Genomic DNA, 16,044 nt, shown 5'->3' with positions numbered 1-16,044 from the left:
GCGGGGCGCGAGGGTCCGCGCGATCGGGTCAGGATGCCTTCTTCTCCGCCGTCGGGTCGCTGTGGCCGGGTCGCTGGGTCTTCGCGAGCTCCTTGGCCTTGGCGGCGTACATGTCGACGTACTCCTGCCCGGACAGGCGCATGATCTCGTACATGATCTCGTCGGTGATCGAGCGCAGCACGTAGCGGTCGTTCTGCAGACCCTCGTAGCGGGAGAAGTCCAGGGGCTTGCCGAAGCGCACGATCGGCCGGGTGATCCTGCCGAACTTGCGGCCCGGCGGGGCGATCAGGTCGGTGCCGACGACCGCCACCGGGATCACCGGCACCCCGGTCTCCAGGGCGAGGCGGGCGACGCCGACCTTGCCGCGGTAGAGCCGGCCGTCGTGGGAGCGGGTGCCCTCGGGGTAGATCCCGAAGAGCTCCCCCTCGGCGAGGACCTTCTTGGCCGACAGCAGGGCGCCCTCGGCGGCGCCGCCGCCCGAGCGGTCGATGGGCACCTGGCCGGACCCGCCGAAGAACGCCTTCTGCAGGCGGCCCTTGATGCCGGGGGCGGTGAAGTACTCCGCCTTGGCCACGAACGTCACCCGCCGGGTGAGCGTCAGCGGCATGAACAGCCAGTCGGCGTACGAGAGATGGTTGCTGGCGAGGATCGCCGGGCCGGTCGACGGCACGTTCTCCGTGCCTTCGGCGACCGGTCGGAAGACCAGTCGCAACAGCGGCCCGAGCGCCACCCACTTCAGGAACCAGTACAGCACCTTCGAACCTCCTCGCTGACGAGAGGTCGCAGCGACCACCGTCGGGGGCACTTTAGACCCTGCCCGCCCCAGCGCCCACCTGCTCGCCCAGCAGGCGGCCGCGCAGGAGTGCGTGTCGCGGGGTGCTGCCCGGGGCCGTGCGGCACAATGCCGCGCATGGCGATCGATCCCCTGGCGCTGCCGTTCTCCGCGCCCGCCCGTCCCGAGCTCACCGCAGGCCGCCGGATCGGCGTCCTGCTCAGCCACGGGTTCACCGGCTCCCCCGCCTCGATGCGGCCGTGGGGCGAGTCGTTGGCGTGCCGCGGCTACGCCGTCGAGGTTCCCCGCCTCCCCGGGCACGGCACCAGCTGGCGCGAGCTCAACCGCACCACCTGGGACGACTGGTACGGCGAGGTCTCGCGCGTCTTCGACCGGCTGTGCGCCCAGAGCGACGCGGTCGTGGTCGGCGGGCTCTCGATGGGTGGCGCGCTGGCGCTGCGATTGGCCGCGGACCGCGGCGGTGACGTCGCCGGGGTGATGGTGGTGAACGCGGCGGTGACCAGCACCAACCGCCAGCTGCTCGCGCTGCCGCTGCTCAAGCACGTGATCCCCTCGATGCCCGGCATCGGCAACGACATCAAGAAGCCGGGCATGGACGAGCACGGCTACGCCCGGACCCCGCTGCGGGCCCTGGACACGATGGTCCGGGCGTGGCGGCCGCTGCAGTCGGACCTCGCGAAGGTGACCGCACCGCTGTTGCTGTTCCGCTCCGTCGAGGACCACGTCGTGGACCCGTCGTCGGCCGGGATGATCGCGGCGAAGATCTCCTCGCGTGACGTCACCGAGCGGCTGCTGCACGACAGCTTCCACGTCGCCACGCTGGACAACGACGCGCCGGTGATCTTCGAGGAGTCGGCGGCGTTCGTCTCGCGCGTCGGGCGCTGAAACGCCCGGGCGGCCGCTGGGACACTGGCGTAAGGTCGAGGGGGTGAACCGGCAGAGCGAGGATGACGCCTGGCGCGCGATCGTGGAGAACTTCGGCGAGCGCGCGGATATCGACGCCGAGCCCCAGCCCGACTCTCAGTCCCAGCCCGCCCCCGAGCCCGCCGCACCGGTGGCGGCCGGCCCCGGGGACTTCCCCGCCGAGCACCCCGAGGACGCGGCCGAGGAGATGCTCGAGAGTGGCTACCGCGACGACGACGCCTTCGTCCCGCCGCCCCCGCCGCCGATCCCGCACGTGCCACTGCCACGGCTGGTGTCGTGGCTGGGGCTGCTGGGCAGTCCGACCCTGCTGCTGATCTGCCTGATCGCCGGCGTCTCGCTGCCGGCCTGGCTGGGCTACCTGCTGGTGGGGGCCTTCGTGGCCGGGTTCGCCTACCTCGTGGTCCACATGCCGCGCGACCGCCAGGACCCCTTCGACGATGGCGCGGTGCTCTGAGGGCCCCTCAGCGAGAGGGCGGCGACGCCGCGACGCCGTTCGCCACGTGGGCACGGCGGACCAGGTCCGCGGCCCCGACCAGGCCCGCCTGCGGGCCGAGCAGCGCTGCCTCGACGGAGGGCACGACGCGGTGTCCGTGTGCCACGAGCGAGCCGGCCAGCGCGGCGCGCGCCGGGGCCAGCAGCAGCTCGCCGGCCGCGGAGACGCCGCCGCCGACGACCACGCGGTCCGGGTCGAGCGCGGCGACCAGGTTGGCGAGTCCCACGCCCAGCCAGGCACCCACCGAGGCGAACCCCTGGAGCGCCACCGGGTCCCCCTGGGCCGCGGCCCGGGTGACCATCGGACCGGTCAGCAAGGAGGGATCTCCCGCGCAGCTCTCGCGCAGCGAGGTCGGCTCGTCGACCATCCGGGCGCGGACGAACCGGACCAGGGCGTTGCCGCTGGCGTACTGCTCCCAGCAGCCACGCCCCCCGCACTCGCACGCTCTGCCGTCGGGCACCAGCTGCATGTGGCCGAACTCGCCGGCCATCCCGTTGCGCCCCCGGTGCACCCGCCCGCCCAGGACCAGCGCTCCCCCGATCCCGGTGCCCAGGGTGACCAGCACGGTGTCGCCGTTCCCGCGGGCCGCGCCGTAGGTCCACTCCGCCCAGGCGGCCGCGTTGGCGTCGTTGTCCAGCAGCACCGGGACGTCCCACCGCCGAGCCAGCCGGGAGCGGACCTCCTCGCCCTGCCAGGGCAGGTGCGGGGCGAAGACGACCCGCTCGCCCTCGCGGTCGACGAACCCGGCCGCGGCGACACCGACCCCGGCGAGCGGCGCCCCCGCCGCCGCCTCGAGGACCGCCTCCACCAGGCTCTCCTCGACCAGCCCGACGGAGACGCGCCGCCCGGGCGTGGAGCGCCGGGCCGTGCGCAGCACCCGGCCGCTCTCGTCGACGACCCCGGCCAGCACCTTGGTGCCGCCGACGTCGACGCCGACCCAGACCGGCGCGGGTGGTGCGGGGCTCACGCGCGCCGAGACAGGTCGGCGGCGCCGATCAGGCCGGCGGTGTTGCCCAACGAGGCTCGCCGGATGTCGAGAACCGGACGGTGCCCGCCACCGGTGAGGTGGGCACGGAAGGCCTCCCGGGCGGGCTCCAGCAGCAGCTCGCCGGCCTCGGAGACACCGCCGCCGACCACCACCACCGACGGGTCGAGCACGGCCGCGAGCGTGGCCAGGCCCTCGCCGAGCCAGCGCCCGATCTCGCGCAGCTGCTCGATCGCGTACGGGTCCCCGGCGCGGGCCGCGGCGGTCACCAGCGGCCCGGTGATCTGCTCGACGCGGCCCGAGGCACGCTCCAGGAGCGGGGCGGCGGCGGGGTCTCCGCGCTCGGCGCCCTCCCGGGCGTTGCGCACCAGCGCACTGCCGCTGGCGTACTGCTCCCAGCAGCCGAGGTTGCCGCAGCCGCACGGCCGGCCTCCCGGCACCAGCCGGACGTGACCGATCTCAGCCGCCACGCCGAAGGCCCCGCGGACCAGGTTGCCGTCGATGACGATGCCGCCGCCCACGCCCGTGCCGACGGTGACCAGCGCCAGGTCGTCGACGTCGGCCGCGGCACCGAAGGCGAACTCGCCCCAGGCGGCCGCGTTGGCGTCGTTCTCGACCACGACCGGCAGGTCGAGCCGCTTCTCGAGGTCGAGGCGGAGGTTCTCGTCGCGCCAGGCGAGGTTCGGGGCGAACAGCACCGTCGAGCGGGTCCGGTCGATGAAGCCGGCCGCGCCCACGCCCACAGTCTGGACCGCGTGCTCGCGGCGCAGACGGCCCACGAGCACCTCGATGGCCTCCTCGATGGCCTGGGTGTCGGTCGCCGGCGATTCGACGCGGGCCTCGGCCAGCACCCGCCCCTGCTCGTCGACGACCCCGCCGGCGATCTTGGTGCCGCCGACGTCGATGCCGCATGCCAGTGCCATCAGCCGACCGGCCCTTCGTGCTCGGGAGCCCCGGTAGCGGGCTCGTCCTTCACTGATCCGCTGCCCGATCCGGAGCCGTCGGTCGACCAGTCGTCCTCGGGCCACTCGTCCTCGGACCAGTCGTCCTCGGGCCAGTCGTCCCCGGACCAGTCGTCCTGGAGGTCGATGCGCTCGACGTCGGGCTCCCGGCGTCCCTCGCGCGCGTCCGCCATCACCGTCGCCAGCACGCCCCCGGCCGCCTGCAGCAGCGCGGAGGCCGCCACCGAGAGGTGCTCGCAGACCTCCGGGCTGAGCGAGCGCAGCGCGTGCACCGTGCGGCAGACCGGGCACCAGCTGCACTCGCGCGCTCCGGTGGCGAGGTGCTCGTCGGCCTGCCGGGCCGCTGCGCCGGCGTGGCCGGCGAGGTCGCCCCATCCGTGTCCCAGTCCGTGTCCCAGGTCGCTGCCGTGCTCGCGCGCCCATCCGGCGAGCGCACCCATCAGCTTGGCCGCCTCCTCGGCGACGCCGCCGATCTGCTCGGCGCCGGGGTCGCCCGGGCGGCTCCGGTCGTCGGTACCGTTCGGGCCGGTCACCGCTCGGTCTCCTCGAAGCGCACCTGGAGCTCGCCGTCGACGACCCGGGCACCCGCGACGCGCAGCCGCGACAGGCTCGCGGGCAGCGACAGCAGGCGCCGGTAGGAGCCAACGGTCACCACCAGCTCGTCGCCGTTGCGGGCCAGGTCGACCTCGGGGCGGGTGACGAAGGGCAGACGCAGGCGCAGCAGGGCGCCGCTGCTCCCCCGGGCGATCCGGAACGGGCCCTCTCCCAAGGGAGCGGCGAACGGGTCGTCCTCGCCGTACACCTCAGCGGCCAGCCGGGTCAGCGCCGCGACGCCCACCGGCTCCTCGCTGCGGTAGACCGAGCGCCACACCGGCAGCCCCGCGAAGGACTCCTCGACCTGCTCCAGCACGGCGTCCTGGGCCTGGACCCAGCCCGTGCGCCAGGCGTCGGCCCCCTCGGCCGGGAAGATCCGGTTGGCCACGACGCCGTCCACGCGGTAGCCGAACAGCGACAGCGACGTGTAGGAGCGGCGGGCCTCGGCGAGCACCACGCTCTCGGGGGTCAGCACCAGCCGGACGCTGGCCTCGGGGCCGGACAGCAGCTCGTGGACCTCCAGCAGCTCGTCGTGCAGCCGCTCGACGGCGTCGAAAACGGTGTCGCCGGGCATCGGCACGCCCGCGGCCCGGTTGAGCACCGGGCGCAGCGCCTTGACCACCCGGCGCTCCATCGGCAGCACCCGCTCCATGTACCAGCCGAGCGCCTCGGGGAGAGCCAGCAGCCGCAGCGTCTCTGCGGTCGGCGCACAGTCGATGACGATCACGTCCCACTTCCCCGACCGGGCGTGCAGGCGCAGCTCGAGCAGCGCGAGCACCTCTTCGGCGCCCGGGATCACCGTCAGCTCCTCGGCGGCCACCCGGTCCACCCCGGCCACGTCGAGGACGGTCAGCAGATAGGTCTGGATCTCGGCCCACGACTGCTCGAAGCGCAGCTGCGCGTCGATCTGCTGCACGAAGAGGTTCTCGGCGACCTCGGTGGGCTCGGACCCGACACTGGCGCCGAAGGCGTCGGCCAGGGAGTGGGCGGCGTCGGTGGAGAGGACCAGGGTGCGACTGCCCTGGGCCGCGGCGAGCGCGGCGGTACCGGACGCCACGGTGGACTTGCCGACCCCACCCTTGCCGGTGAAGAGAAGTATGCGCACCCTGGCACCTGACCCGGGGGTCAGCCTCCCTGCTCGACGCGCTTCTTGAGCCCCTTGAGCGCCGTGTCGATGAGGATCTTCTCCCCCTTGCGCTTGAGCATGCCGATCAGCGGGATGGTGACGTCGAGGGAGAGCCGGTAGGTGACCTCGGTCGTGCCGTCACCGAGGTCGCGCAGCACGTACGCGCCGTCGAGGGCCTTGAGCATCTTGCCCTCGACCAGCGTCCAGGTGACCTGACGGTCGCCGTCCCAGACGTAGGAGAGCGTGTACTCGTCCTTGATCGGGGCCACGTCGAGGGCGAAGAAGACCTCCTCGGCGCGCTCGCCAGGGCTCTGCTTCACCACCTCGGCCTTCTGCACGCCCTTGGCCCAGGCGGGGTACGACTCGAAGTCCGCGATCACTGCCATCACCTCGCCGGGAGTGGCCTCGATGAGGAGAGTGGACGTGGTCTGCTCGGCCATCGTGAGACTCCCGGTGCTCAGCGGTGGGCCCGTCGGCCACCGCAGGTGATCAAGACCTGCGAGCGTACCGGATACCACCGGTATGACGAGCAGCGGTAGCCTGCGCAGCAGACCCTTCGGGCCGACGCTCATGACACTGCCGTCCGCCACCGCCCGTGGGCAACACCCGGTGACTTCCAGGAGGCAATTCGTGCGTGAGTTCTCCACGCCCCTGAACATCGAGATCCCCCAAACGGGGAATCTCACCGACGACGTCGTGGCCAACGCCCGCGAGGCGGCCGACGCCGTCGTCTTCAGCCGCAACACCGCTCAGGGATGGGTTGACGTCACCGCGGCCGAGTTCCTCGCCGACGTCAGCGCGGTCGCGAAGGGTCTGATCGCCGCCGGCATCGAGATCGGCGACCGGATCGCCCTGCTCTCCAAGACCCGCTACGAGTGGACGCTGCTGGACTACGCGATCTGGTTCGCCGGCGCGGTCACGGTGCCGATCTACGAGACCTCCTCGGCCGAGCAGGTCTCCTGGATCCTCTCGGACTCCGGCGCCCGCGGCATCGTCGCGGAGAACTCCGACCACGTCGCCCGGGTGGCGCAGGTGCGCGGCGGGCTGGACCAGCTCAACCACCTCTGGTCGCTGGAGGACAACGCCGTCGACGTGCTCAAGAGCCTCGGCGCCGACATCGACGACGCCGAGCTGGAGAGCCGTCGCACGCACGCGACCCCGCTCGACCTGGCCACCCTGATCTACACCTCCGGGACCACCGGGCGCCCCAAGGGCTGCATGCTGACCCACGGCAACTTCATGTTCGAGCTGGGCGTGGCGGTGCACGAGCTCGACGAGGTCTTCGAGGAGGGCGCCTCCACGCTGCTGTTCCTCCCGCTGGCGCACGTCTTCGCGCGCATCATCCAGATCGGCTGCGTCAAGGCACGGGTCAAGATGGGCCACAGCGCGGACATCGCCAACCTCGTCGACGACCTGGGCGAGTTCCACCCGACGTTCATCCTGGCCGTCCCGCGGGTCTTCGAGAAGGTCTTCAACTCCGCCTCCCAGAAGGCCGCCGCCGACGGCAAGGGCCGGATCTTCGACATGGCCGCGGCCACCGCGATCGCCTACTCGCGCGCCCTGGACCGCAAGCGCGGTCCCTCCCCGCTGCTGCGGGCACGCCACGCCCTCTTCAGCAGGCTCGTCTACGCCAAGCTGCGCGCGGCGCTCGGCGGACGCTGCAAGTACGCCGTCTCCGGCGGCGCCCCGCTCGGCGAGCGGCTGGGCCACTTCTACCGCGGCATCGGCCTGATCGTCTGCGAGGGCTACGGGCTCACCGAGACCACCGCCGCGCTGGCCGCGAACCTGCCGGTCCAGCAGAAGATCGGCACCGTGGGACGCCCCCTCCCCGGGACGTCGGTGCGGGTCGCCGAGGACGGTGAGCTGCTGTTCAAGGGCGGCCAGGTGATGGCCGGGTACTGGCGCAACGAGGAGGCCACCGCCGAGGCGATGGAGAGCGACGGCTGGTTCCACACCGGTGACGTGGGCGAGGTCGACGACGAGGGCTTCATCCGGATCACCGGGCGCAAGAAGGAGATCATCGTGACCGCCGGGGGCAAGAACGTCGCCCCGGCCGTCCTCGAGGACCGGATGCGCTCGCACCACCTGATCGACCAGGTGATGGTCGTCGGTGACGGCCAGCCCTTCATCGCCGCGCTCGTCACGATCGACCCCGACGTGTTCCCGATGTGGGCCGAGCACCACGGCAAGTCCGCCAAGATCGCCGACAACGTCGACGACCCCGACCTGCGCGCCGCGATCCAGCACTCGGTCGACGACGCCAACAAGGCGGTCTCCAAGGCCGAGGCGATCCGCAAGTTCCGGATCATCGCGCAGGACTGGACCGAGGAGGGCGGGCAGCTCACCGCCAGCATGAAGCTCAAGCGCAACGTGGTGATGCGCGAGTTCCGCGACGAGGTCGCCGCGCTCTACGTGCCCTGAGCCTCGCCGGTCGGCCGGGCAGGCGACTCAGTCGCCGACCCGGTCGGCCAGCGCGATCCGCTCCAGCACCGTGGGGTGGGTGCCGAACCAGAACTGCGACCAGGCCGGCGGCGTCGGATCGGACAGCGAGCGCAGCGCCAGCCGACGCTGCATCTCCACGAAGCTGGAGCGGTCGCCGGTGGCCTCCAGGGCCACCACGTCGGCGCGGGTCTCGATCTTCCGGCTGATCGTGCTCTCCACCGGGCTGGCCAGCAGCGTGCCCACCGCGACCAGCGCCAGCACCAGCGGCACCACCGCCGGGTCCGCGACCCGGCTGCCGCGCCGTGCGCCGGACCCCGGGTCGGACCGGGCGCCCGAGCCCAGCAGCGCCCCCAGCAGACCCACGGCGACGAGCACGCCCACAGCGCCCAGCGTCGAGCCCACCAGCACGTCGTGGTGCTCGGCGTGGGCGAGCTCGTGGGCGACGACCGCGAGAACCTCCTCCTGGGGCACGTCGTCCACCAGGTTGTCGTAGAGCACCACCCGCCGGGTGCTGCCCAGACCGGAGACGTAGGCGTTCAGCGTCGTGGTGCGCCGCGAGGCGTCGGCGACCAGCACCTCGTCGACGTCGACGCCCTCACGCTGGGCGACCTCGAGGACCGCGGTGCGCAGCTCCCCGTCGGGGAGCGGCGCGAAGTCGTTGCTCAGCGGCTCCACCAGCACCGGGTAGACGAACGAGCCCAGCATCACGAACGCCGCGAGCACGACGCCCGCGACGGCCGGCCAGGCACGGCGCCAGCGCCGGGCGCTGCCCACCAGCACGAGCAGCACCACCGAGGTGACCACCACGCTGACCGCCTCGTTGCGTGCCACGTCGACGGCGTACCCGGCCCAGCTCTGCGAGGAGAGCCCGTAGGAGCGCCGGCGCTCGAGCAGGGCGAGCCCGAACGGCAGCGTCACCAGCCGCCCGATCAGCAGCACCACCGCAGTGCCGAGCACCACCCGCAGCCACCAGGCTCCGGGGATCCGCGCCATCAGCGCACGGCCGAGCCGGGTGAAGCCCAGCACCGCCGAGACCAGCAGCGACACCGCGAGCGAGGACCAGCTCAGCAGCCGCGATCCGCGGGCGAACTCCTCCCCCCGCGCGATCTGGTCGGCGCTGAACGCCTCCTGCGCCGACACGGCGCCGCCTCCACCTGCGTCCCAGGGCACCAGCACGGCGGCCAGGGCCACGAACGCGACACCGCCGACGAGCAGCGTCGCCACGCCCACGCCACGCTCGCTGCGCGTCATCGGGCCAGGTCCGTGAGGCGCGCCTGCCACAGCCGGGTCAGCTCGCCCACCTCGAGACCGGTCTCCTGCCGCAGCACCCGGGCCAGCGGCTCGCCCTCGGAGACCCGCTGGTACAGGCTGACCAGCGCCGTCTCGCCGGCGACGTCGGCGACGACCTCGCAGGCCAGCCAGGCGCTCTCGTAGGAGGCGCCGAGGTGGGTGGCGCCGGTGTCGAACTCCTCGACCCCCGGCAGCGCCGCGGGCGGGCCGTCGCGGCGTACCTGCTCGGCGATCTGGGCGGCCGTCGTGGTCAGCGGCAGCCCGACGTCGCGCAGGGCGACGTGGTCGGCGAACCCCTCGAGCAGCCACAGCGGCAACGACGCGGAGGTGGCGGCGCCGGTGGCGACGTGCGCCGCCTCGTGGCTCATCACCACCTGGGCGCCGTGGCCGCGCAGCCTGCCGTAGACGTCGGGGTTCACGAACACGTGGGTGGGCGCCGTCGGGCTGAGCGACCCGTCCACGGTGGTGGTCACCGCCGCCACCGCGTCGTAGGCGCCCTCGGGGGCACCGACGCTGCGGTGCAGCGCGTCCGCGGAGCGGGGAACCTCGACCACCAGCCGCGGACGCCACCGGGGCAGCACCGCGCCGACCACGGCGACCGAGCGCACCGCGCGCCGCGCGTAGGCGTCGGCCCGATCCGGGGTCCCGGCCACCAGCACCAGCGTGGTGGGGCTGCGACGCACCTCGAGCTCCTCGGTCAGCCACAGCGGCGAGCGGCCCTGCTCACCGCCGATGCCGGTGACCTCGACGCCGGGGCCGTCGGCCCGGAAGTCCACCACGATCTCGGCCCGGGCCGGCGTCCGGTCGAAGCCACGGAAGCGCCAGGTCGCCGCGACCGCGGCCGACCAGGCCCCGTCGACGCCCGAGGTGTCGGTCTCGTCCACGTAGCGCAGCGAGAAGTCGGTGACGTCGAGGGCCTCGGCGTTGGCGACGACCGCCCGCAGCAGCGGCGCCGCGGCCGTGTCGTCGGCACCGGCCAGCGAGGCCGCCGCCTCCGGATCGCCCGCGCGCACGGCGTCGACCAGGTCGGCGAGCGCCTTCGCGGCGGCTCCGGCGCTCACCGTGGGGGCCGGGGAGGCACCGGGATCGGCGACGTACGCGTCGTCGCGCAGCAACGCGACGACCAGGGCGGCGAGCAGTGCCAGGGACAGCGAAAGGCCGACCATCCACCGAAGTGGACGGCCGGCCTTCGACGAGACGGGCTCAGCCAGGGCGAACCGCGCCGGAGAAGGGCATCGAGAAGACGCCCGCGACCGTCACACCCGAGCCCGGGTTGGCGGCGTGCACAATCTGGCCGTTGCCGATGTACATCCCGACGTGGCTGATCGGGCTGTAGTAGAACACCAGGTCACCGGGCTGCAGGTCGTCGGAGGAGACCCGCGTGCCCGAGCCGGACTGGCCGCTGGAGGAGTGCGGGAGACCGACCCCGGCCTGCGCCCAGGCCATCATCGTCAGTCCCGAGCAGTCGAACGCGTCGGGGCCGGCGGCACCGTAGACGTAGGCGTCGCCCACCTGCGCCATGGCGTACTGGATGGCCGCGCCCGCGCGACCGGAGGCCGCGGGAGCGTCCGCGGGCAGCCGGGTCTCGCTGCGCGAGGCCGTCCGCGTCAGCCGCTCGCGCTCCTCGGCCTCGAGCTCGTTGAGCAGCTTCTCCGCCTGCTCGACCTTGGCGTCGATCGCCGCCTTCTCCTTGCCGAGGCGCTTCTTGGTGGCGTCGATGTCCTCGACGCGCTCCTCGGTGGCCTCGCGGCGGATGTCGAGGGCCTCGAGCTCGGTGGAGTAGTCGTCGAAGAGGCCGGTCTGCATGTCGTTGAAGGTCGACATGGTCGAGAGCTGGGAGAGGAACGACTCGGGGTCCTCGGAGACGACGACCTGGCCCACGGTGGAGATCGACTCACCCTGGTACTGACGCACGACCGACTCCTGGACCTGCTCGCGCACGCCCGCGAGGTCCTTGGCCTGGCGCTTCTCGTCGGCCTTGAGCGAGTCGAGGTCCTTGGTCAGCTCGGCCAGCTCGATCTTGGCGTCGTTGTAGCGCTCCGAGGCCTGCTCGGCCTCGTGGTAGAGCCGGTCGACGCGCTCCTTGACGGTGTCGAGGTCCGGTTCGGCGTAGGAGGGGGTGGCGGGGACCAGCCCGACCGCGATGATGGCTGTGATGCCCGTGAGGGCACTGATGAGTCGCTTCCGGCCGTGAAGCACGAGCGGGCGTTCTCCCTTGCGTGTCGTACGCCTACCGGGTGAGCTGACGGATTCGGGCACGACTGCCCTACCACCGCTCCACGCGCACGTGCGCACGCCTTGCGATGGATTCACCCCAGGGGAAACGTGGTTCCCCGGCTCCGGAGCTTCTCAGCGTGAGCTGACCAGCCCCGAACTCGGCGCGGAGCCCGCGCAGATCGGTCTGATCTGCTTCCACGGGCACCAGCGGCTCACGTTAGTGCGCCGTCGCGGCAGCGGCAAACCGTCCACCACAACCCAAACGTGATTCCGCCCACTTGTCCGGTCCAGCTTGCCGGTCCACCCGGGCCACCCACCCGGTCAACGCGCCGCCTGACCGCCCGGGCGCGCCCGCCGCAGTGGCCGTCGCCACCTCGCCGGCTCGGGCCCACGCGTGTGGCGTCTCACGCGGACTCGACCTGGGGGCCGGTGGCCGGGCGCACCATCCGCAACGGCGGCACCAGTCCTCCCTGCGCGAGGATGCCGAGGGCACGCTGCTCGTCGTCGTCGAACTCCAGCTCCGGGGGCGGCCCGAGCAGCACCGTCACCACGCAGTCGTGACAGTGCAGCCCCCGCACCTGGCAGTCGTCGCAGTCGATTCGTGTCGTCATGTCGGGGACGCTCGCAGGGGCCACCGACAATGCGGCCCCCAGCCGCCTCCCCCGGCGTGTCGCGCCGGCGTACGAACGCCCCGCGGGCGCCCCGGGACCTCTACTGCTGTCGGGTCAGCAGCTGCACCAGGACCTCCGCGGGCACCGGCCGGGCGCCGTTGCGCGCGGCGTCGCGGGCCACCTCCCGGTCGCTGGAGACCACCACCACCACCCGGCCGCCCGGCTCCGCCGCCACCAGGTCGCGGATCACGTCGTCGGCGATCACCCCCACCGGGCTGAACAGCACCTTCACGCCCCGCGGCGCCGTGGCGGGCGGCCGCGTGGTCGAGGAGGCGGCGTCGAAGACGACCGTGGTCTCCGCGCCACCACGGGCGGCGACGGGGGCGAGAGCCTTCAGCAGCCGCGCTCGCTGCGCGTCCAGCGAGGAGTCGGGCCAGGCGCTCTTGCTCACGTTGTAGCCGTCGACGATGAGCCGGGCGCGGGGCATGGCCAACAGCTGCTCGAGCAGCGCCGGGGTCGGCGCCGGAGCCGCCGGGATCGGCGCCGCTCCCCGCTGCCCGTCCGCGGCGAGCTCCGCCTCCAGCCGCTCACCGGGAGAGCCCGAGGCGGTGGGCAGGCCCAGCTCGCGGCGCAGCCCGTGCGCGGAGTCCAGCAGGGTGTCCAGCAGCACCCGGGCCCGCAGGGTGGCGCTCTCCTGCGCGTCGCGGCCGGCGCGACGCGCGGCGGCCAGCGCGCCCTCGAGCTCCTCGATGCGCCGACGCAGTCGCCGGTTCTCGGCCTCCGCGGCCGAGACCACCGACTCCACCCGGGCCGAGGCGCCCGCGACCTCGTTGCTCGCCGCGGCCACGCTCTCGCGGGCCCTGCGCTCCGCAAGCCGGGACTCCCCCAGTTTGCGCCGCAACGACGCGTTCTCCGCCTTCAGCTCCTCGACCGTGCGCCGGTGCTCGGCGCGCAGCTCGCGGTTGAGCGCCTCGGCGTCCTCGAGGCTGCGCGCCAGCTGCGCCAGGGCCGCCGACTCCCGCTGCTCGGCGAGGGCCTCCGCGCGCTGCTCCAGACGTCCCACGACCTCCTCGAGCTCCTCGCACCACCCCGCCGGCCGCAGCAGCCAGATGAGCGCCCCGACCTCCACGTCGTCGCCGTCGTGGTCGTCGCCGTCGCGGTCGCCGCCGTCGTGGTCGCCGCCCTCGTGCGCCCCCGCCTGCCCGGTCCGCACCGCCGCGGCCAGCGGCGACACGGCGGCGAGCTGGGTGGCCACCGCGGTCCTGAAGGCGTCGTCGCCGAGCGCCCGCTCGATCGCCGTCGCTCCCAGCCGGGCCCGGCGCTGCGGGGCGAAGGCCGCGACCTTGCGCAGGGCGGGCGGCAGCGTGGTGACCTCGGGCAGCACCTGTGCCGCGAGCGCGACGACGCGGGCTCGCAGCACGCCGGGCAGATGCGGGGCCTGGGTCACACGGCCACCCTATGCGCGCGTCCTGACCCGCATTGTCGGTGGCCGCCTCTAGCGTCACCGCCATGAGCAGTGCCGTTCAGAGTGCGACCAGCCGCTGGGAGTCTCAACGCAGCTTCGATGAGCTGGGCCGACCGTTGCGCGACCTCACCTTCTGCGTGGTGGACCTCGAGACCACCGGCGGCTCCGCCGCCGGCGGCTCGATGATCACCGAGATCGGCGCGGTCAAGGTCCGGGGCGGCGAGGTCCTCGGCGAGTTCCAGACCCTGGTCAACCCGCACACCGCGATCCCCCCGTTCATCGCGGTGCTGACCGGCATCAGCAACTCGATGGTCGCCGACGCGCCCGCCATCGACTCCGCGCTGCCCGCCTTCCTCGAGTTCGCGGCCGGCTGCGTCCTGGTCGCCCACAACGCGCCGTTCGACGTCGGCTTCCTCAAGCACTTCGCGGCCGCCCAGGGGCGGGCCTGGCCGGCCTTCGAGGTGCTGGACACCGCCCGGCTGGCACGACGCGTGATCACCCGCGACGACGCGCCCAACTGCAAGCTGTCGTCCCTCGCGGTGCTGTTCGGGGCCTCGACGACCCCCAACCACCGCGCCCTGTCCGACGCTCGCGCCACCGTCGACGTGCTACACGGGCTGATGGAGCGGCTCGGCGGGCTCGGCGTGCACACCCTGGAGGAGCTGCAGACCTTCTCCTCGCGGGTCAGCACCGCCCAGCGCAAGAAGCGCCACCTGGCCGAGGCCCTGCCCCACGCCCCGGGCGTGTACCTCTTCCGTGACGAGCGCTCCCAGGTGCTCTACGTCGGGACCTCCCGCGACCTGCGGACCCGGGTCCGCTCCTACTTCACCGCCTCCGAGACGCGGTCGCGGATGGGCGAGATGGTCAACCTGGCCGCCACCGTCACCGGCCTCGAGTGCGCGACCCCGCTCGAGGCGGAGGTCCGCGAGCTGCGGCTGATCGCGGAGCACAAGCCGCGCTACAACCGCCGCTCGCGCTTCCCCGAGAAGGTGCACTTCCTGAAGCTGACCCGCGAGACGTGGCCGCGGCTGTCGTTGGTGCGCCGGGTGCTCGACGACGAGGCCGACTACCTGGGCCCGTTCTCCTCGCGCAAGACGGCCGAGAAGTGCCTCTCCGCGCTGCACGACACGTTCCCCGTGCGTCAGTGCGGTGGCCGGCTGCCGCGTCTGCCGTCCCGCTCGGCGTGCGTGCTGGCCGAGATGGGCAAGTGCCTGGCGCCGTGCGACGGCAGTGTCGACGAGCACGCGTACGGCGCCGTGGTCGGCCGGCTGCGCGACACCCTGCTGCGCCGACCCGACGAGGTGGTCGAGGCGATCAACGCCCGGATGAGCGCCCTGGCCCTCGACGAGCGCTTCGAGGAGGCGGGCGCCCACCGCGACCGGCTGGCGGCCTTCATCCGCGCCGCCGCCCGGACGCAGCGGCTCAGCGCCCTGACCCGCTGCGCCGAGGTGGTGGCCGCCCGCCGCGAGGACGACGGCCGGTGGGCGGTGCACGTCGTACGGCACGGCCGGCTGGGCGCCGCCGGGGTGATCCCCCCGGGCGCCGACGCCCACCAGTACGTCGCCGAGCTGCGCGCCAGCGCAGAGACGGTGCCCCCGGGCCTCGGCCCGGTGCCCGCCGCGACCGCCGAGGAGACCGAGCGGATCCTGCGCTGGCTGGAGTCGCCGGGCGTGCGCCTGGTCGAGGTCGACGGCGAGTGGAGCTGCCCGGTGCAGGGCGCCACGCGCCACCTGGCGCTGCACGACGCCGTGCACCAGTCCAAGCTCACCCTGGTCCCCTTCGAGGAGCGACGCGCGCTGGCCCCGGTGCACCAGCCCGTGCGCTGAGCGACGACGGGTGGTGGCGGCGCTAACGTGTCCCCATGATCACCGCCATCGTCTTCGTGAAGGCCGACGTCTCCCGCATCCCCGAGGTCGCCGAGGCGATCGCCGCCCTTGACGGCGTGAGCGAGGTCTACTCCGTCACCGGGCAGATCGACCTCATCGCGCTGGTCCGGGTGCGCAACCACGAGGACGTCGCCGCCGTGGTCGCCGATCGGCTGAACAAGGTCGACGGGGTGACCGCGACCGAGACCCACATCGCCTTCCGTGCCTACTCCAACCACGACCTCGAGGCAGCATTCGCATTGGGCCTCGACTGAGG

General features: G+C 73.3%; 16 protein-coding genes and 1 riboswitch. Of the genes, 5 read left to right on the top strand and 11 right to left on the bottom strand.

What is annotated here, in order from left to right; translation table 11 throughout:
• Window positions 1–28: 28 nt before the first annotated feature.
• The gene (locus AC6EI4_RS13835; RefSeq protein ID WP_498421875.1) at window positions 29–754 is read right to left on the bottom strand and encodes a lysophospholipid acyltransferase family protein; all 726 of its coding nucleotides are present in this window, start codon (window positions 752–754) and stop codon (window positions 29–31) included.
• A 156-nt stretch (window positions 755–910) separates the two neighbouring features.
• Here AC6EI4_RS13835 and AC6EI4_RS13830 point away from each other — a divergent pair, with 156 nt between their 5' ends.
• Window positions 911–1,678: an alpha/beta hydrolase gene (locus AC6EI4_RS13830; protein ID WP_498421876.1), complete on the top strand. Its 768-nt coding sequence runs from the start codon at window positions 911–913 to the stop codon at window positions 1,676–1,678.
• A 43-nt stretch (window positions 1,679–1,721) separates the two neighbouring features.
• Window positions 1,722–2,171 carry a hypothetical protein gene (locus AC6EI4_RS13825; protein ID WP_498421877.1) on the top strand — a complete coding sequence of 150 codons (450 nt, stop codon included), beginning with the start codon at window positions 1,722–1,724 and terminating at the stop codon, window positions 2,169–2,171.
• Window positions 2,172–2,178: 7 nt separating this feature from the next.
• Here the strand turns inward: AC6EI4_RS13825 and AC6EI4_RS13820 are convergent, their stop codons facing one another.
• From AC6EI4_RS13820 to AC6EI4_RS13800, 5 genes are read right to left on the bottom strand one after another with little or no spacing between them, the layout of a single operon-like run.
• Window positions 2,179–3,177, bottom strand: a complete 999-nt coding sequence (locus tag AC6EI4_RS13820; protein WP_498451791.1) for an ROK family protein — start codon at window positions 3,175–3,177, stop codon at window positions 2,179–2,181.
• The gene (locus tag AC6EI4_RS13815; RefSeq protein ID WP_498451790.1) at window positions 3,174–4,118 is read right to left on the bottom strand and encodes an ROK family glucokinase; all 945 of its coding nucleotides are present in this window, start codon (window positions 4,116–4,118) and stop codon (window positions 3,174–3,176) included. Before AC6EI4_RS13815 ends, AC6EI4_RS13820 begins: the two co-directional genes overlap by 4 nt.
• A complete protein-coding gene (locus tag AC6EI4_RS13810) occupies window positions 4,118–4,690 on the bottom strand; it encodes a hypothetical protein (protein ID WP_498451923.1) in 573 nt (190 codons plus the stop codon). Before AC6EI4_RS13810 ends, AC6EI4_RS13815 begins: the two co-directional genes overlap by 1 nt.
• Window positions 4,687–5,856: an ArsA family ATPase gene (locus tag AC6EI4_RS13805; protein WP_498421880.1), complete on the bottom strand. Its 1,170-nt coding sequence runs from the start codon at window positions 5,854–5,856 to the stop codon at window positions 4,687–4,689. The genes AC6EI4_RS13810 and AC6EI4_RS13805 overlap by 4 nt, the downstream gene beginning before the upstream one ends.
• A 20-nt stretch (window positions 5,857–5,876) precedes the next feature.
• Window positions 5,877–6,317: an SRPBCC family protein gene (locus tag AC6EI4_RS13800; RefSeq protein WP_498421881.1), complete on the bottom strand. Its 441-nt coding sequence runs from the start codon at window positions 6,315–6,317 to the stop codon at window positions 5,877–5,879.
• A 190-nt stretch (window positions 6,318–6,507) separates the two neighbouring features.
• On the opposite strand from AC6EI4_RS13800, the gene AC6EI4_RS13795 reads away from it, so the two are divergent.
• A complete protein-coding gene (locus AC6EI4_RS13795) occupies window positions 6,508–8,298 on the top strand; it encodes an AMP-dependent synthetase/ligase (protein WP_498421882.1) in 1,791 nt (596 codons plus the stop codon).
• A gap of 27 nt (window positions 8,299–8,325) precedes the next feature.
• Here the strand turns inward: AC6EI4_RS13795 and AC6EI4_RS13790 are convergent, their stop codons facing one another.
• The 5 genes from AC6EI4_RS13790 to AC6EI4_RS13770 all read right to left on the bottom strand — a co-directional run bounded on the left by AC6EI4_RS13790 (window position 8,326) and on the right by AC6EI4_RS13770 (window position 13,884).
• Complete coding sequence (locus AC6EI4_RS13790) at window positions 8,326–9,570, bottom strand: M48 family metallopeptidase (protein ID WP_498421883.1); 1,245 nt, start codon at window positions 9,568–9,570, stop codon at window positions 8,326–8,328.
• Window positions 9,567–10,775: a hypothetical protein gene (locus AC6EI4_RS13785; RefSeq protein WP_498451789.1), complete on the bottom strand. Its 1,209-nt coding sequence runs from the start codon at window positions 10,773–10,775 to the stop codon at window positions 9,567–9,569. Before AC6EI4_RS13785 ends, AC6EI4_RS13790 begins: the two co-directional genes overlap by 4 nt.
• A 37-nt stretch (window positions 10,776–10,812) precedes the next feature.
• Window positions 10,813–11,808, bottom strand: a complete 996-nt coding sequence (locus AC6EI4_RS13780; RefSeq protein ID WP_498421885.1) for a C40 family peptidase — start codon at window positions 11,806–11,808, stop codon at window positions 10,813–10,815.
• A gap of 13 nt (window positions 11,809–11,821) precedes the next feature.
• A riboswitch (cyclic di-AMP (ydaO/yuaA leader) is annotated at window positions 11,822–11,974 on the bottom strand.
• A 256-nt stretch (window positions 11,975–12,230) separates the two neighbouring features.
• Complete coding sequence (locus tag AC6EI4_RS13775; RefSeq protein WP_498421886.1) at window positions 12,231–12,437, bottom strand: hypothetical protein; 207 nt, start codon at window positions 12,435–12,437, stop codon at window positions 12,231–12,233.
• Between the two features lie 100 nt (window positions 12,438–12,537).
• On the bottom strand, window positions 12,538–13,884 hold the full coding sequence (locus AC6EI4_RS13770; protein ID WP_498451788.1) for an NYN domain-containing protein: 1,347 nt from the start codon (window positions 13,882–13,884) through the stop codon (window positions 12,538–12,540).
• A 62-nt stretch (window positions 13,885–13,946) separates the two neighbouring features.
• Here AC6EI4_RS13770 and AC6EI4_RS13765 point away from each other — a divergent pair, with 62 nt between their 5' ends.
• Both AC6EI4_RS13765 and AC6EI4_RS13760 read left to right on the top strand, forming a co-directional pair.
• Window positions 13,947–15,728, top strand: a complete 1,782-nt coding sequence (locus AC6EI4_RS13765; protein ID WP_498451787.1) for a DEDD exonuclease domain-containing protein — start codon at window positions 13,947–13,949, stop codon at window positions 15,726–15,728.
• A 35-nt stretch (window positions 15,729–15,763) separates the two neighbouring features.
• The gene (locus AC6EI4_RS13760; protein WP_498421889.1) at window positions 15,764–16,042 is read left to right on the top strand and encodes an Lrp/AsnC family transcriptional regulator; all 279 of its coding nucleotides are present in this window, start codon (window positions 15,764–15,766) and stop codon (window positions 16,040–16,042) included.
• Window positions 16,043–16,044: the final 2 nt, after the last annotated feature.

This window comes from Nocardioides sp. Z43_10 (genome assembly GCF_059766615.1).
Note: the sequence above shows the minus strand (reverse complement) of the source record. Positions and strands in the feature narration are given on the sequence as shown.

Excerpts from the sequence above, each read along its gene's own strand:
- AC6EI4_RS13785 (WP_498451789.1), bottom strand. The coding sequence starts at position 10,775 with ATGGTCGGCCTTTCGCTGTCCCTGGCACTGCTCGCCGCCCTGGTCGTC.
- AC6EI4_RS13800 (WP_498421881.1), bottom strand. The coding sequence starts at position 6,317 with ATGGCCGAGCAGACCACGTCCACTCTCCTCATCGAGGCCACTCCCGGC.
- AC6EI4_RS13760 (WP_498421889.1), top strand. The coding sequence starts at position 15,764 with ATGATCACCGCCATCGTCTTCGTGAAGGCCGACGTCTCCCGCATCCCC.
- AC6EI4_RS13765 (WP_498451787.1), top strand. The coding sequence starts at position 13,947 with ATGAGCAGTGCCGTTCAGAGTGCGACCAGCCGCTGGGAGTCTCAACGC.
- AC6EI4_RS13830 (WP_498421876.1), top strand. The coding sequence starts at position 911 with ATGGCGATCGATCCCCTGGCGCTGCCGTTCTCCGCGCCCGCCCGTCCC.
- AC6EI4_RS13815 (WP_498451790.1), bottom strand. The coding sequence starts at position 4,118 with ATGGCACTGGCATGCGGCATCGACGTCGGCGGCACCAAGATCGCCGGC.
- AC6EI4_RS13775 (WP_498421886.1), bottom strand. The coding sequence starts at position 12,437 with ATGACGACACGAATCGACTGCGACGACTGCCAGGTGCGGGGGCTGCAC.
- AC6EI4_RS13790 (WP_498421883.1), bottom strand. The coding sequence starts at position 9,570 with ATGACGCGCAGCGAGCGTGGCGTGGGCGTGGCGACGCTGCTCGTCGGC.